Annotated in this window: 10 protein-coding genes; 7 read left to right on the forward strand and 3 right to left on the reverse strand. The window is 67.7% G+C overall.

Going from position 1 to position 14,906, the window contains the following annotated elements:
* The first annotated feature begins 98 nt into the window (after window positions 1-98).
* From ACZ0AJ_RS15720 to ACZ0AJ_RS15730, 3 genes are all read left to right on the forward strand, one after another.
* Complete coding sequence (locus ACZ0AJ_RS15720) at window positions 99-1,889, forward strand: ABC transporter transmembrane domain-containing protein (protein WP_499455396.1); 1,791 nt, start codon at window positions 99-101, stop codon at window positions 1,887-1,889.
* Between the two features lie 79 nt (window positions 1,890-1,968).
* Window positions 1,969-3,726, forward strand: a complete 1,758-nt coding sequence (locus ACZ0AJ_RS15725) for an ABC transporter ATP-binding protein (RefSeq protein ID WP_499456800.1) — start codon at window positions 1,969-1,971, stop codon at window positions 3,724-3,726.
* A 76-nt stretch (window positions 3,727-3,802) separates the two neighbouring features.
* Window positions 3,803-6,667 carry an ATP-binding protein gene (locus ACZ0AJ_RS15730; RefSeq protein ID WP_499455560.1) on the forward strand — a complete coding sequence of 955 codons (2,865 nt, stop codon included), beginning with the start codon at window positions 3,803-3,805 and terminating at the stop codon, window positions 6,665-6,667.
* Here the strand turns inward: ACZ0AJ_RS15730 and ACZ0AJ_RS15735 are convergent.
* On the reverse strand, window positions 6,648-7,409 hold the full coding sequence (locus ACZ0AJ_RS15735; RefSeq protein ID WP_258835502.1) for a DUF2243 domain-containing protein: 762 nt from the start codon (window positions 7,407-7,409) through the stop codon (window positions 6,648-6,650). The two genes, ACZ0AJ_RS15730 and ACZ0AJ_RS15735, sit on opposite strands and share 20 nt — an antisense overlap.
* Window positions 7,410-7,622: 213 nt before the next feature.
* Here ACZ0AJ_RS15735 and ACZ0AJ_RS15740 point away from each other — a divergent pair, with 213 nt between their 5' ends.
* A complete protein-coding gene (locus tag ACZ0AJ_RS15740; RefSeq protein ID WP_499455400.1) occupies window positions 7,623-9,686 on the forward strand; it encodes a sensor domain-containing diguanylate cyclase in 2,064 nt (687 codons plus the stop codon).
* On the opposite strand, the gene ACZ0AJ_RS15745 is transcribed toward ACZ0AJ_RS15740, so the two are convergent.
* Both ACZ0AJ_RS15745 and ACZ0AJ_RS15750 read right to left on the reverse strand, forming a co-directional pair.
* Window positions 9,683-10,006, reverse strand: coding sequence for a hypothetical protein (locus ACZ0AJ_RS15745; protein ID WP_499455401.1), 324 nt, complete (start codon window positions 10,004-10,006; stop codon window positions 9,683-9,685). The two genes, ACZ0AJ_RS15740 and ACZ0AJ_RS15745, sit on opposite strands and share 4 nt — an antisense overlap.
* 68 nt (window positions 10,007-10,074) lie before the next feature.
* The gene (locus ACZ0AJ_RS15750) at window positions 10,075-10,836 is read right to left on the reverse strand and encodes a hypothetical protein (protein ID WP_499455403.1); all 762 of its coding nucleotides are present in this window, start codon (window positions 10,834-10,836) and stop codon (window positions 10,075-10,077) included.
* Between the two features lie 193 nt (window positions 10,837-11,029).
* Between ACZ0AJ_RS15750 and ACZ0AJ_RS15755 the strand changes: the two genes are divergently transcribed.
* The 3 genes from ACZ0AJ_RS15755 (at window position 11,030) to ACZ0AJ_RS15765 (ending at window position 14,850) form a co-directional block, all read left to right on the forward strand.
* Complete coding sequence (locus ACZ0AJ_RS15755) at window positions 11,030-12,079, forward strand: hypothetical protein (protein ID WP_499455404.1); 1,050 nt, start codon at window positions 11,030-11,032, stop codon at window positions 12,077-12,079.
* A gap of 56 nt (window positions 12,080-12,135) precedes the next feature.
* Window positions 12,136-13,314: a sensor histidine kinase gene (locus tag ACZ0AJ_RS15760; protein ID WP_499455564.1), complete on the forward strand. Its 1,179-nt coding sequence runs from the start codon at window positions 12,136-12,138 to the stop codon at window positions 13,312-13,314.
* A gap of 78 nt (window positions 13,315-13,392) precedes the next feature.
* Complete coding sequence (locus ACZ0AJ_RS15765; RefSeq protein WP_499455407.1) at window positions 13,393-14,850, forward strand: serine hydrolase domain-containing protein; 1,458 nt, start codon at window positions 13,393-13,395, stop codon at window positions 14,848-14,850.
* The last annotated feature ends 56 nt before the right edge of the window (window positions 14,851-14,906 follow it).

Genomic DNA, 14,906 nt, shown 5'->3' on the forward strand with positions numbered 1-14,906 from the left:
GCCTCAACCACGGTGCCGCGCTGCGCCAACTAGGCAAAACGACTACACTAGCGGGCTCTGGCCCGCTTTTTTTTCGGGCGCAACCGCAAGGAATTCGAATGAGTTTGTCCAGGCTGATCGGCGGCTTCGTGCGCCGTCATTGGCAATCCTATGCCTCGTCGGCCGTGATGCTCGTCGGCGTCGCGATCTGTACGGTTCTCATCCCCCGCAAGGTCGGCGCACTGGTCGACGCACTCGCCAACAACCGCCTCGGCGAGCAGGACCTCCTGCTCGGTATCGCCCAGGTTCTCGGCCTGGGCGTGGCCATCTATGTGCTGCGCGTGTGCTGGCGCATCCGCCTGTATTCGGCTGCCTACCAGCTCGGCGTCGAGCTGCGCACGCGTCTGTATGCGCGCCTGGCCGCGCAAGGCCCCGCCTTCTATCAGCGCCAGCGCACCGGCGACCTGATGGCGCTGGCCACCAACGACATCGACGCCATCGAGATGGCTGCCGGCGAAGCCCTGCTGGCCGCGTTCGACGGCACGCTCACGCTGGTGATGGTCCTTGGGATCATGACGCTGGGCGTCGACTGGCGCCTGGCGCTGGTTGCGCTACTGCCGTTCCCGCTGATGGGACTCGCGTTCTGGTACATCTCGACCCACATCCAGAAGGCCGAGGGGGATGCGCTTAAAGGTTTCTCGAAGCTGAACGACCATGTGCAAGAGTCGCTGTCGGGCGTGCGCACGCTGCGCGCCCTGGGCCTCGAAGCGCGCAGCAGCACCCAGTTCGGTGTGCTGACGGCCAATGCGGCCGAGGCCAGCCTCACCGCGCAGAAATGGGAAGCGGCCTACGAGCCGGCCGTTGGCCTGGCGCTGACTGCCGCCACCGGCCTGACGCTGGGCCTGGGCGGCTACCTGGTCTGGCAGAACGAGCTGACGGTCGGCGCGCTGACCAGCTTCACGATGTACCTGGGCCAGCTGATCTGGCCCATGTTCGCCGCCGGCTGGGTGGTCACGCTGATCGAACGGGGCCGCGCAGGCATGGCGCGCCTGCAGCCGCTGCTCGAGGCGCCGCTGTCGGTCGAAGATGCCGGCACGATCGACCAGGTGGGCCAGGGCCCGCTGGTGCTCGATGGCGTCACGTTCACGTATGGCATAAACGGCGCTGGCCAAGACGGCGCGGCTGCTGACGACACGGCGCAGGCGCCCGCCCTCTCCGGCGTGTCCGTCACGCTCGAACCCGGCCAGACGCTGGGCCTCGTCGGCCCGACCGGCTCGGGCAAATCGACGCTGCTGCGCGTGCTGCTGCGCCAGGCGACGCCGCAACAAGGCCAGGTGCGCTGGGCCGGGCAGCCGCTCGACGCCTATCGCCTGAGCGCCCTGCGCAGCGCCACCAGCTGGGTGCCGCAAGAGTCGTTTTTGTTCTCTTCCACGATTGCCGAGAACATCGCGCTGGCCCGGCCTGACGCCACGCGCGCCGAGATCGAAGGCGCGGCGCGCATGGCCGCCATCCACGACGACATCCTGCGCTTCCCGTATGGCTACGACACCCCGGTTGGCGAAAAAGGCATCACGCTCTCGGGCGGCCAGCGCCAGCGCGTGGCGATTGCGCGTGCGCTGCTGGCCGACAATCCGCTGCTGCTGCTCGACGACGCGCTGTCGGCAGTGGACACCGGCACCGAAACACGCATCCTCGAACACCTGGCCGAACTGCGCCGGGCGCGGCCCGAGCGCGCCGCCATCATCGCCAGCCACCGCCTGTCGGCCGTGGTCGGGGCCGACCATATCGTGGTGCTGCGCGCCGGGCGCGTGATCGAAGCCGGCACGCACGACGAACTCTTGCTGCTGGACGGCTGGTACGCCAGCCAGTGGCGCTATCAACAACTGGAGGCCAGCCTTGACGCAACCTGAAGCAACGCTGGACACAGCCGACGCATCCACCACCACCACGCCGCCGCCCTCGACCGATAACAGCCTGGAACGCGGCGTCATGCGCGACCAGGCCAAGCTGGCCACGCGCCTGCTGCGCCGCGCCGCCGCGCCCGAACAGCGCCACCTGATCATCGCCACGCTGTGGCTGATCCTGGCGGCGGCCTTCGAAGTGGTCGGCCCGCTGCTGGGCAAGGCGCTGATCGACGACCACCTGCTCCCGCGCAATCTCGACTGGCCGCAGATGGCCCTGCTGCTGGGTGGCCTGGTGGTCACCGGCTGGGTCTCAAGCTGGGTGCGCTACCTGCAGCTGATCCGCCTGTCCGGCGTGGCGATGCGCTCGGTGCAGCGCCTGCGCGAATGGGTCTATGGCCACGTGCTGCGCCTGCCGATGGCATTCTTCGACCGCGCCATCACCGGTCAGCTGGTCAGCCGCGTGACGAACGACACCGAGGCCGTCAAGACGCTCTACATCCAGGTGTTGTACGTCATGCTCGACAATTCGATCGTCCTGATCGGCACGATGGTCGCGATGGCATGGCTCGACTGGCGCCTGATGCTGATCGTGCTGTTGCTGGTGCCTGCCGTGGTCGGCATCGTCTGGCTGTATCAGCGCCTGTCGGCGCCGGCCGTTACCCGTGCGCGCGCGCTGCGCAGCGACATCAATGCGCAGATGGCCGAGTCGATCGGCGGCATGACCGTGCTCCAGGCCAGCAATGCCGAGTTGCGCTTCGGCGAACGCTTCCTGGTCACCAACCGCACCCACTACACGGCGCGCCTGGCCGAACTGCGCGCCAACGCCTTCCTGTTGCGCCCTGCGCTGGACCTGCTCAACGTGGCGCTGCTGGCACTGGTGATCTTCGCATTTGGCCAGCGCGAGATCGGCGCGGTCGAAGTGGGCGTGCTGTACGCGTTCGTCAGCTACATCGCGCGCGTCGTCGAGCCGCTCATCCAGATCACGATGCAGTTCAGCGGCCTGCAGCAGGCGGTGGTCGCAGCCGCGCGCGTCAACACGCTGCTCGACGAAGCCGGCGCGCCCGAACATGACGTGGACCGCATCCATGGTCAGAATGCGTTCTCGCCCGATGCACCGGCAGTGAGCGTGCGCAATGTCGAATTTGCGTACGTGCCCGGCCAGCCGGTGCTGCACGACCTGTCGCTGGACGTTCCGCAAGGCGCGTTCTTCGGCATCGTCGGCCACACGGGCAGCGGCAAGTCGACGCTGCTGTCGCTGCTGCTGCGCTACTACGTCGTCGAACAGGGCAGCATCGAGATCGGCGGCGTGCCGCTGGCGAAGATCGGCAACGAGCGCTTCCGCAACGAAGTGGGCCTGGTGCCGCAAGACCCGTTCATCCTGGCCGCCAGCGCGCGCGAAAACATCGACATGGGCCGCGGCCTGCCGCTCGAACGCCTGATGGATGCGGCGCGCGCGGCGCATGCGCACGATTTCATCAGCGCGCTCGAACAGGGTTACGACACGCAGCTGGGCGAAGGCGGCTCGCGCCTGTCGTCGGGCCAGAAGCAGCTGATCGCCATTGCCCGCGCGCTGGCGGGCGAGCCGCGCATCCTGCTGCTCGACGAAGCGACGTCGCGCATCGACAGCGCCACCGAACAGGTGGTGCAACAGGCACTCGAAGAACTGCGCGGCAAGGTGACCATTATCGCCATCGCGCACCGCCTGTCGACGATCCGCGACGCCGACCGCATCATCGTGCTCAACCACGGCCGGATCACCGAAGCCGGGCCGCACGAAGAACTGATGCGCATCGAGGGCGGCCTGTACCAGCGCCTGTACCTGCTGCAGCAGATCGCCCTCTAGGCCGGTAGGCACCGACTGTGCGGCCGATTTGCCCGCCCCGGCTTATGATGACGGTTCATCATCACTGCACGCGATCATGACCTTACAACCGGCTGCAGTTCCGTCGTTCAACCAGCCGGGCCGCATGGCCCGGCGGCTGCGCGAGCGCGACTGGAGCGTCTCGACGCTGGGGCCGCGCGCCACATGGCCGCACAGCCTGAACCTGGCCCTGAACATCTGCCTCGACTCGCATTTCCCGATCGCGATCTGGTGGGGGCCTGACCTGATCCAGTTCTACAACGACGCCTACCAGCCGATCATCGGCGACGACAAGGACGTCACGGGCTTTGGCGGGCCGGCGTTCGAGTCATGGCAGGAAATCTGGGACACCATCGGCCCCATGGTCGAGCAGGTCATGCAACAGGGCGAAGCCGTCAGGGGCGAGGACCTGCCGCTCTGGATCCGCCGTAATGGCGTGCTGGGCCTCGCGCATTTCACGTTTTCGTACAGCCCGATTCGCGACGACAGCGGCGCCGTGCTCGGCATGTTCACGGCGGCCGTCGAAACCACGGCGCGCATGGACCTCGAACGGCGCCAGGCGTTTCGCCTGAAGCTGGCGCAGGACCTGCGCCAGATGCCGGGCCCGGACGCCGCGATACAGGCGGCCGGCCTGGCGCTGAGCGACTACCTGGGGGCGCCGTTCGTGCGCCTGGGTGCCATCGACGCGGCCACGCGCTGCTTGGTCCTCGAACCGGCCACGCCGGACGACGCCGCGCTGACGATCGCGCTGGACGGCCCGCGCGCTGCCTGGCACACCGCGCTCGATGGGGGTGCGCCCGTGCGGCTCGACGACCTGCGCGATCAGGCGCCAGTCCCCGGCATCGCCTCGCTGCTGATGTTGGCGGCCATCGAGGATGGCAGCGTCGGCACGGTGCTGGTCGTTGGCAAGCACGCGCCGTACCGCTGGACCGATGGCGACGTGCTGTCGGCCCGCGAAAGCCTGGACCAGATCGAGGGCGTGCTCCGGCGCCTGCGCGCCGAGCAGCTCGTGCGCCAGAACCTGGCCACCGAAATCGAACGCCTGCGCCACATGTTCGACCAGGCGCCCAGCTTCCTGGCCGTCACGCAGGGGCCGCAGCACGTGTTCGACCTGGCCAATGCGGCCTTCGGGTCCCTGGTGGGCGAGCGCGAGATCCTCGGCCTGCCGGTGCGCGCCGCACTGCCCGAGCTTGGGGGCCAGGGCTTCTTCGAACTGCTCGACGAGGTATATGCCACGGGCGTGCCGTTCATCAGCCGGGGCACGCCGATCAAGCTTCAACGCACGCCGGACGCACCGCTCGACGAACTGATGGTCGATTTCATCTACCAGCCGGTGCTGGACGCCGAAGGCACCGTCTCCGGCATCCTGATCGAAGGCACCGACGTCTCAATGCAGTACAGCGCCCAGGCCGAACTGGTGCGCGAGCGCGACCTGAGCCAGCACGTGTTGTCGAGCATGAAGGAAGGCTTTGCCATCGTCGGCAGCGACCTGACGGTGCGGCAGGTGAACGACGAAGGCGTGCGGCTGGCGCAGCGCCCGCGCGAGGCGATTGTCGGCATGCCGGCCGGCGCGGTCTGGCCCTGGCTCGACGGCGACGCGACCGACGCGCTGTCCGGGCGCGTGCTGGCCAGCCACGCCGCCGAGATCCGGGACGTGCCGTTCGCCTGGCCGGACGGGCGTCAGGCGTGGATGGAACTGCGCATCTACCCGTCGCTCGACGACAGCATGGCGCTGTTCTTCCGCGACATCACCGAGCGCAAGGTGGCGCAGCGCCAGCTGCGCGACGCCGACAGGCGCAAGGACGAATTTCTGGCCATGCTCGCGCACGAGCTGCGCAATCCTCTCGCCCCGATCGGCGCCGCGGCCGACCTGCTGCGCATGGCGCAGCTCGATGAAGCGCGCCTGCGCCAGACGAGCGGCATCATCACCCGGCAGGTCAGGCACATGACAAGCCTGATCAACGACCTGATGGACGTCTCGCGCGTTACGCGCGGCCTGATCACGCTGGAGCACGACATCCTCGACGCGAAAGCGCTGATTGCCGATGCCGTCGAGCAGACCAGGCCTTTGATCGCCGCGCGCCGGCACAGCCTGGACGTGCACACGCCGCACGAACCGGCTTTCGTGCGGGGCGACCAGAAGCGCCTCGTACAGGTGCTGGCCAACCTGCTGGGCAATGCGGCCAAGTACACGCCGGAAGGCGGCGAGATTGCCGTGTCGCTGGAGGTACGCGGGGCGCTCGTGCGCTTCACGGTGCGCGACAACGGTATCGGCATGGCGCCGTCACTGATTGCCAGCGTGTTCGAGCTGTTCATGCAGGGTGAACGCACGTCGGACCGCTCGCAGGGCGGTCTGGGCATCGGCCTGGCCCTGGTGCACAGCCTGGTCGAGCTGCATGGCGGCGCCGTGTCGGCGCACAGCGCAGGCCTCGGCCAGGGCAGTGAATTCACGGTCGTGCTGCCGGCCGTGGCGAGCGAGGTCGATGCGCTGCCGGCGCCGGCGCACCGCTTGCCGGCGCCCACCGGACCGCGCCTGCGCATCATGGTCGTGGACGACAATGTCGATGCGGCGCAGATGCTGTCGATGTTCCTCGAGGCGGCCGGGCACGACGTGGTCACCGAACACAGTCCGTACGCGGCGCTCGAACGCGCGCGGGTCGACACGGTCGATGTGTTCCTGCTCGATATCGGGCTGCCCGACATGGACGGCTACGAACTGGCGCAGCGCCTGCGCCAGCGCGCCGGTGGCGCCGCCGCTACCTTCATCGCGATCACCGGCTACGGGCAGGAGTCCGATCGCGGCTCGAGCATGAACGCGGGCTTTTCGTACCACTTCGTCAAGCCGGTCGATACGCTGGAGCTGGCGCGCCTGCTGGCGACGCTGGCCGAAAAGCCGGCCAGGTTCAAGGCCGGCTCCAGTTGATGCAGCCACCCGGCGCGCCCGCCCCGCTCACCAGCAGCGCGCCGTGCCGGTACAAAGTCAGGTGATCCCGGGTCGGGATGGCCATCACCACCACGCCCATCGCGCGGTCGCTCCAGACCAGGCGTCCGTCGACGGCGTCGAGCGCCGCAAACACCTCGCGTGGCCCGGCGCCCGGGTGAAACACGACCGTGGTGAGGTTCTGGCCGGGCGGCGGCACCAGTGCCCAGCCACCGAGGGCCGCGCTGCCGGCGGCCAGCAGCACCAGGCCGGCCACCGAACCGCGTGCGCCCGTGCCACCAGCGCCCGGCCGGCGCAGCCAGCGCAGGCCCAGCACCAGCGGCGCGATGCCGAACACGACGAGCCAGGCCAGGTCCCACAGCAGCGGATCGGGACTGTCGACGCGGATGCGGTGGATGCCCAGCAGCCAGTGCGACAGCAGCGCATCGATCGCATGCCACGACCCGAAGCCGGCCAGCATGGCGCCCGCCAGCGGCCGGCCCCAGTGCATCGCGCCGCGCCGCTGCGCGCGCCACAGGCCCGCCAGCCCAACGATCGCGACCACGTACATGAGCAAGTGGAAGTAACCGTCCCACAGCACCTGCAGGCGTAAATCGTCCATCCCGGGCACGAGGCTGAACAGGTGGTGCCATTGCAGGATCTGGTGCAGCAGGATGCCGTCGAAAAAACCGCCCAGGGCAAAGCCCAGCGTACCGCCCCACCTGACCCATGGTGATTTCCACATGGCTGACCTCTATCGGGATAATTGTCCGGCCAGTATAGGTCGATGGTTCGACGGCGCACGCACGCTTGCCTGCGCTGCGTGGGATACTTGGAAACGATGCCGCTGTGTCATTTTTGTGACATTTCATCACAAATTGAGTTTCTCGTTTGCAACGGCAATATAATAATCCAAACCAACTTCGACCGGCTCTCTCCGGCGCGACGAAACCACGGCATGTTCGCTATCCTGCATCGCGCCCTGTCGCGCTCCCGACTCAACGCCGTGGCCTTGTCACTGTGCGTTGCGTCGGCCTGTGCGCTGGCCAGCGACATCCCGGCGCTCGACGCGCGCCTGGCCGAGATCCGGGAAGCCAACCGCGTCGTTCCCGAACGCGCCCTGCCGATGCTCGAAGCCATCGAAGACGAGGCGCGCGTTGCACCGCTGCCGCAGCGGATCGAATTCCTGAACCAGATGGCCGCTGCCCGCCACGGCATGGGCCAGCATGCCCAGGCCGTTGCAGTGGCCAACGAACTCATTGCACTGGGCCGCCAGCACGATCACACCGGCGCACTGGCCAAGGGTCTGCTGATGCAGGGGTATGCCGCGTTTGCCCAGCACCGCCCGGGCGAATCCCATCGCCTGATCTGGGAGGCCGAGAAACTGGCCAACACCACGAACGATATCGACCTGCGCGTGCGCGCCGCGATTTCGTCGGGGGAATCGTATGCCGAGGAAGGCAACCTGCCACGCGCCCTGCAGGGCCTGCAGAGCGCCGCCGCGTTGGCGCGCTCGAACGGCGATCCGATCCATATCGTGATGGCGCAGTACTCCCTGGCGCGCCTGTACGCCCGGATGCGCGAACCCGAAAAAGGTTTCGACGTGCTGGACGAGGCCTACGCCGCTGCGGCCAGTGCCAACTCGCCCGGACGCACGGCGCTGCTCAAGCGGATCGAGTACGGCCTGGCGATCGACACCGGCCAGAACGAGCGCGCCCTGCGCGCGCTGCAGGAAGGTCTCGCCCTAGAGCGCAAGATCGGCGCCACCAACCGTATCGCCGGCACCCTGGTCAATCTGTCGGACTGGTATCTCAAGATGGGCGACTACCGCAACGCCGTCGTCTACGCGCAGCAGGCACTCGATGCGCTGAAAACCCTGAACGATCGCCGGCTCGACGCGATCGCGCACCTGAACCTGGGCCAGGCCTTCCTCGCCACCGGCCGGCTCGTCGAGGGCAAGCGCCATATCGAGGCCGGCATCGCCGGCTATGAAGAAATGGGCGACAAGCCCGAACTGCAGACTGCCCTGGTGGAATACGGCGTGGCGCTCGAGCGCGTGGGCGACCTGCCGGGCGCCCTGAAGGCGTACCACCGCGAGCGCACGCTGTCGAACGAACTGTTTGAAAAGCGCCGCCAGCAGGCCATGCTCGAGCTGCAAGAGAAGTACGAGGCCGAACGCAAGCAGCGCCAGATCGAACTGCTGCGCAGCGAGAACACGATCAAATCGGCCGAACTCGACAACCGCCGCCTGCAGCAGCGCGTCTGGTGGCTGGTGCTCGCCGTGATCGCGCTGGCGGCCATCGTGGTGGGGCTGTTGTACCGCAAGGTGCGCCATGCGAACGCGCAGCTGCATGCCAAGAATTTCGAACTCAAGCAGCAGAGCGTGCGCGATCCGCTCACGGGCCTGTACAACCGCCGCCACTTCCTTGAGTACATGCGCGCGCTGCCACCAGCGACGCCATCCGCGGCCGGGGCGGACGGCGTCGGCGCGCTGTTCCTGCTGGACGTCGACCACTTCAAGCATATCAACGACACCCACGGCCACGCGGCCGGCGACACGGTGCTGACCACGATCTCGGCCAGCCTGGCCGAGATCCTGCGCGAGACCGATATGATCGTGCGCTGGGGCGGCGAAGAGTTCCTGGCCTTCTTGCCCTCGGTGCCGCGCCACCGGATGGACGAAGTGGCCGCGCGCATCCTGGGCGGCATCAACGCCACCGTCATCGACCATGCCGGCGTGGAGATTACCGTGACCGTGTCGATCGGCTTTGCGCCGTTCCCGCTTGCCATCGGCAAGCAGGCGATGGCCTGGGAGCGCGTGGTCAACCTGGTGGACATGGCCCTGTACATGGCCAAGTCGCATGGCCGCAACCGCGCTTACGGCGTGCGCGGTTTCGCCGATGGCGAGCGTGTGAACCTGGATGTGATCGAGCAGAACCTGGAGCACGCATGGCGCTCGGGCCAGGTCGACATGGCCATCGTGTACGGCGATCCGGACATGCCGCGCGCCGCCAGCGCTTAGTCGTCGCCCTTGTCCTTGCCGGCGTTTTCCTGGATCACCTGGCCGGCCCGTTCGACCGACTGGCCCATTTTCTCGGTAGCGCGCTCCAGGCCCCGGCTGGCTTCCTGCGTCGCGTTGCCGACCTTGTTGCGCGCATCTTCGACGGCGTCGTCGGCGCGGGCGATTTCATCCTTGACCGAATTGGTCACCCCGGCGGTGGCCTGATCGAGTGCCTTGCCGACGCGCTCGGCCGGGCCCTTGCCCTCGTCGTCGCGCGCGCAGCCGGCCAGCGCCAGCAGCATTGCCGACGCCAGCAGCGTGTTCGTCATCGTCGCTTTCATGCTGTGCTCCTTGTTGTCAACGCGTTCGATGATACACAAGGCGTTGCGGCGTGGCTGTCCTTACGGGCTCAGCGCGAAGGATCGGCCAGCGGATGATCGCGGCGGCCGGCGTCGATGCGCGCCTTGACTTCGCGTGTGCGCGTGTCCTCGCCCCAGCGTTTGGTGAATGTGGCCAGGCGGGTGCGCGCCTGTTCGAAGCTGCCCGTATTCAGCAGGCGCTCGATGGCGTTGTTGGCGGTGGTCCACGCGGCGCGGCGCTGCTCGGCGCGGGTGCAGGCCGCAGCCGCCGTATTGAGCGCACTTTGCACCTGGCGCAGCTGCTCGGGCGTCGCACGCGTCTTGCGCAGCGCAATCAACTCGTCCTGCGCGTCCTTCGGCTTGCACTCCTTGGCCAGGGCGATGGCCGACGCCATACGGCGCTCGATGCGGGCCGCCGTCGGCTTGGTCAGCATCCAGGCCAGCCACAGAAGGCCCAGGCCGATGAGCCACCAGCGCAGGCGGATCGGCTTGCGCGTCGGAGCAGCCGGGCGTGGTGCGGGATTGGCGCGCACGGGTGGCAGCGGCGGCGCTGGGGGTGCTGGTGGTGCTGGCGCCGGAACTGGCTTCGGCGCTGGCGGCGGTTGAACGACTGGCGCCGCAATGACCGGCGCTGGCGGTACGGGTGGCGCGGGTGGCGCAGGTGGTACGGGAAGCACGGGTGGCATCACGACCGGCGGCGCTGGCACGGCATTGACCGGCCGCTGCGCAGTTCCGCACCACGGACAAAAATCGACCGGCTGTGGAAACGCGCGGCCGCAGCCGGGATTGATGCAGGAATCGTTGTGTGCCATGGTGCCCCGTATTTCGCTGTTGCCGTACATGCCGAAAAACGGCCTGCCAACCGCTGTCTTGATCGTGATGGAAGGCCGCATGATAGCGCCCCGCACGGCCACGCGTCGCGCTGTTTGCCCGGTAGCGCCGCCTGCTCCCTCACGGTGCAACGGAACGTATAATGGCCGCTTCCCTCTTGCCTCCTGTGCGCCGATGACCGCTGCCGCCCCCATTCTTTCCCACGACGACCTGCCCGCCACCGTGGTGGACGCCGCGACCGCGCATCTGGCAGCCGTGCTGTCGATCGCGCTCGAACACGGCCCGGCGCACAAGGCGCTGGTCGTGTACGACACGCGCACGCCGCTGGCGCGCGCCCTGCTCGCGGGCTACCGGCACAATCTGCCCGAGGCAACGTTCGTGGACTTCGACAGCGTCACGCCCGATGCGGTGCTGGCGGCGTTCCGCTCGATGGCCGCGCACGACCTGGTGGTGCTGGTCCAGTCGACCAATTTCCGGCTCGACGGCTTTCGCATCCGCGTCGAGCTGTTCAAGCTCGATTTAAAAGTGATCGAGCACGTGCACCTGTCGCGCATGCCCGGCATCCAGGGCGAACACTATGTCAATGCGCTGGCCTACGACCCCGCCTACTTCCGCGGCACCGGGCGCGCGCTCAAGGCGCTGATCGACAGCGCGCCGCATGGCCGCGTGGTCGGTGGTGGCGAGACGCTCACGTTCGCCTCGCCGTTCGAAGCGGCCAAGCTGAATATCGGCGACTACAGCGAGATGAACAACGTCGGTGGCCAGTTCCCGATCGGCGAAGTATTCACCGAAGCGCAAGACCTCGAAGCCGTGCACGGCCGGGTCCAGATCCACGTGTTCGGCGACACCAGCTACCGCTCGAACCATCCCGACGTACCGGTCACCTTGATCATCGAAGCGGGTCGCGTGACCGGCACCGAACACGCCACGCCCGCCTTCGAGCAGGTGCTCGAGAACATCCGCCTCGAGGAAGGCGAAGTCTGGGTGCGCGAGCTGGGGTTCGGCCTGAACCGCGCCTTCACGCGCGACCTGCGGGTGGACGATATCGGCACGTATGAGCGCATGTGCGGCATCCACCTGTCGCTCGGCGCCAAGCATGGCGTGTACACGAAGCCGGGCTTCAAGCGCAAGGATGCGCGCTTTCACATCGACGTGTTCGCGGTCACCGATGCGGTGTTTCTGGGCGACGTCCAGGTGTATGCCGACGGACGCTGGCTGGCCTGAGCCGGACCGCGCACGGCGGCCGGTGGTATGATTTCGACCTCATTCACCGAGCTACCATGATGCCAGACACCGTCCCCCAGCATGTCAGGGAAATCCAGGCCATTGCCGCCGTACCGCGCGTGCTGGAAACCGTGGCGACCATGACCGGGCTGGGGTTCGTCTGCATCGCGCACGTCACCGACACCACCTGGACCACCTGCGCCGTGCACGACGAGCTGGGGTTCGGCCTGCAGGCAGGCGACCCGCTGGACGTCACCACCACGCTGTGCGAAGAAGTGCGCGCGACACGCCAGCCGATCGTCATCGACAGCGTGCGTGACAGCGATTCGTATCGCGACCACCATACGCCGCGCCTGTACGGGTTCCAGAGCTATTTTTCGATCCCGATCTTCCGTCCCGACGGCGACTACTTCGGCACGCTGTGCGGCCTCGATCCCGAGCCGGCGGCACTGAGCGAGGGCGCCACGGTGTCGGCGCTGACGCTGTTCGCCGAACTCATTTCGCGCCAGCTCGAAACCGACCGCTCGCTGCGCGATACACGCTCTGACCTGCTGTCCGAACGCGAAACGGCCGAACTGCGCGAACAGTTCATCGCGGTGCTGGGCCACGACCTGCGCACGCCGCTCAGCGCCATCCTGACCGGCGCCGAACTGCTCAAGCGCCGCAGCACCGATCCGGCCACCGACAAGATCGTCGAACGCGTGCGCAGCAGCGCCATGCGCATGGCCGGCCTGGTCGACAACGTGGTCGATTTCACGCGCGGGCGCATGGGCTCTGGCCTCGCGCTCGAACTGTGCCAGAGCGCCGACGTGCACCTGATGCTCGACCAGGTGGTCGACGAGCTGCGCGGCGTGTATCCCGACCGCGTGATCCGGTCCGACATCGCGCGTGACATCGCGCTGCGCAGCGATCCGCAGCGGCTCGCGCAACTGCTGTCGAATCTGCTCAAGAACGCACTGCTGCACGGCGACAGCGGAGAGCCGATCCACGTGGACGCGCGCGTCGACGGCGCCAGCTTCGTGCTCGCCGTGAGCAACGCCGGCCCCGATCTGAACCAGGCCGTCATCGACCAGCTGTTCAAGCCCTACTGGCGCGCCACCTCGCGCGCCGGCGACGAAGGCCTGGGACTCGGCCTGTACATCGTCGACCAGATCGCGCGCGGCCACGATGGCGCGATCGGCGTCACCTCAACGGACGGGCGCATCACGTTCACCTTCAGCATGCCGGCGGCATAGCTTTCTTTCGGTCCTTGCCGGCCTGGCTGCGGGTGCCCATACTGTTTGCCATTTGTGCAACCATGTCTGGAGAAGAAGATGCGTTCCGCCCTGCCCCGCCACCACTCCCATGTTGTTTATCTCGCCGTCTGCATCGCAATGCTGGCCGCTGCCGGCGCACACGCCGATGACAGCGCCGACGACAGCGCCGCCATCGCCCGCATCGAGTCCGGCCTGCGCCCGGAAGTCGCCCTGGCCGATGTGCCGGTGGCGCCCCTGGCCTTGACCGACGAAATGAAACGGCTGAACGTGCCGGGCGTGAGCGTGGCCGTGATCAAGGACGGCAAGGTGGCGTGGACGCGCGGCTATGGCGTGGCCTGGACCGGCGGACCGGCCGTCACGCCGCAGACGCTGTTCCAGGCCGCCTCGCTCAGCAAATCCGTGTCGGCCATGGCGGCGCTGCGCATGGTCGAACAGGGCAAGCTCGATCTGGACGCAGGCATCGACCAGGCGCTCACGAGCTGGACGCTGCCGAAGGGTAACGGCATGCCGAGCCTGCGCCAGCTGCTGTCGCACACCGGTGGCATGAGCGTCTCGGGCTTTCCCGGCTACGCCGCCGGCAAGAGCGTGCCAACGCTGCAGCAGGTGCTCGATGGCGCCAGCCCCGCCAACACGAAGGCGATCCGTGTCAACGCCGCGCCGGGATCGGCATTCCGCTACTCGGGCGGCGGCTACACCGTGGTGCAGCAGGCTATGATCGACCGCGCCGGCCAGCCATTTGACGCGATCCTGCACGAACTGGTGCTGGCGCCGATGGACATGACCGCCAGCACCTATGCCCAGCCGCTGCCGCCAGAGCTGGCGCCCAGCGCCGCGCGGCCACATGACGAAGACGGCAAGCCGTTCCCCGGCGGCGCTTACACCTATCCCGAGCAGGCTGCCGCCGGCCTGTGGACCACGCCGCACGACCTGGCGCGCTTCGCGATCGCGATCCAGCAGGGCGCGGCGGGGGCGACGGACGGCGTGCTCACGCCCGCGATGACGCGCACGATGCTCCAGCCGGTGAAGAACAACTATGCGCTGGGCTTGCAGATACAGGACGGCGGCAAGGGCTTCAGCCACGGTGGCAGCAACCAGGGCTTCAAGGCGGTGTTCTACGCTGCCGTCGCTGACGGCAGCGGCGCGGTCATCCTGACCAATGGCGACAATGGCATCGACGTGGCGGCAGGTCTGATGCGCGCCATCGCCTACGAATACAAATGGGACACCAACCAGACCAAACTGCGCAAGGCCGTCCCCCTCGCGCCGGAAACGCGGCGCACGCTGGTGGGCCGCTACCAGCTCGACGCCGTGACGGACTTCGAGATCGCCGAGCGCAAGGGTGAGCTGGTGCTCAGGCAACGCGGCGGCCAATGGGAACCGTTGTACGCGGAATCGGACAAGGTCTTGTTCGTGTTGTCGCGCGACCTCGAACTGCACCGCTACGACGCCGACTTTGGCAAGATCGTGCAGGGCACGTGGGTTCGGGGGTACGCGCGCGTGACCGACATGTACTGAACCATGGAATAAGCATGCACGCGCCGCCATTGGTGTGGCGCGCGCCACATGTATCT

The sequence above is a fragment of the Telluria sp. AC161 genome (genome assembly GCF_979258535.1).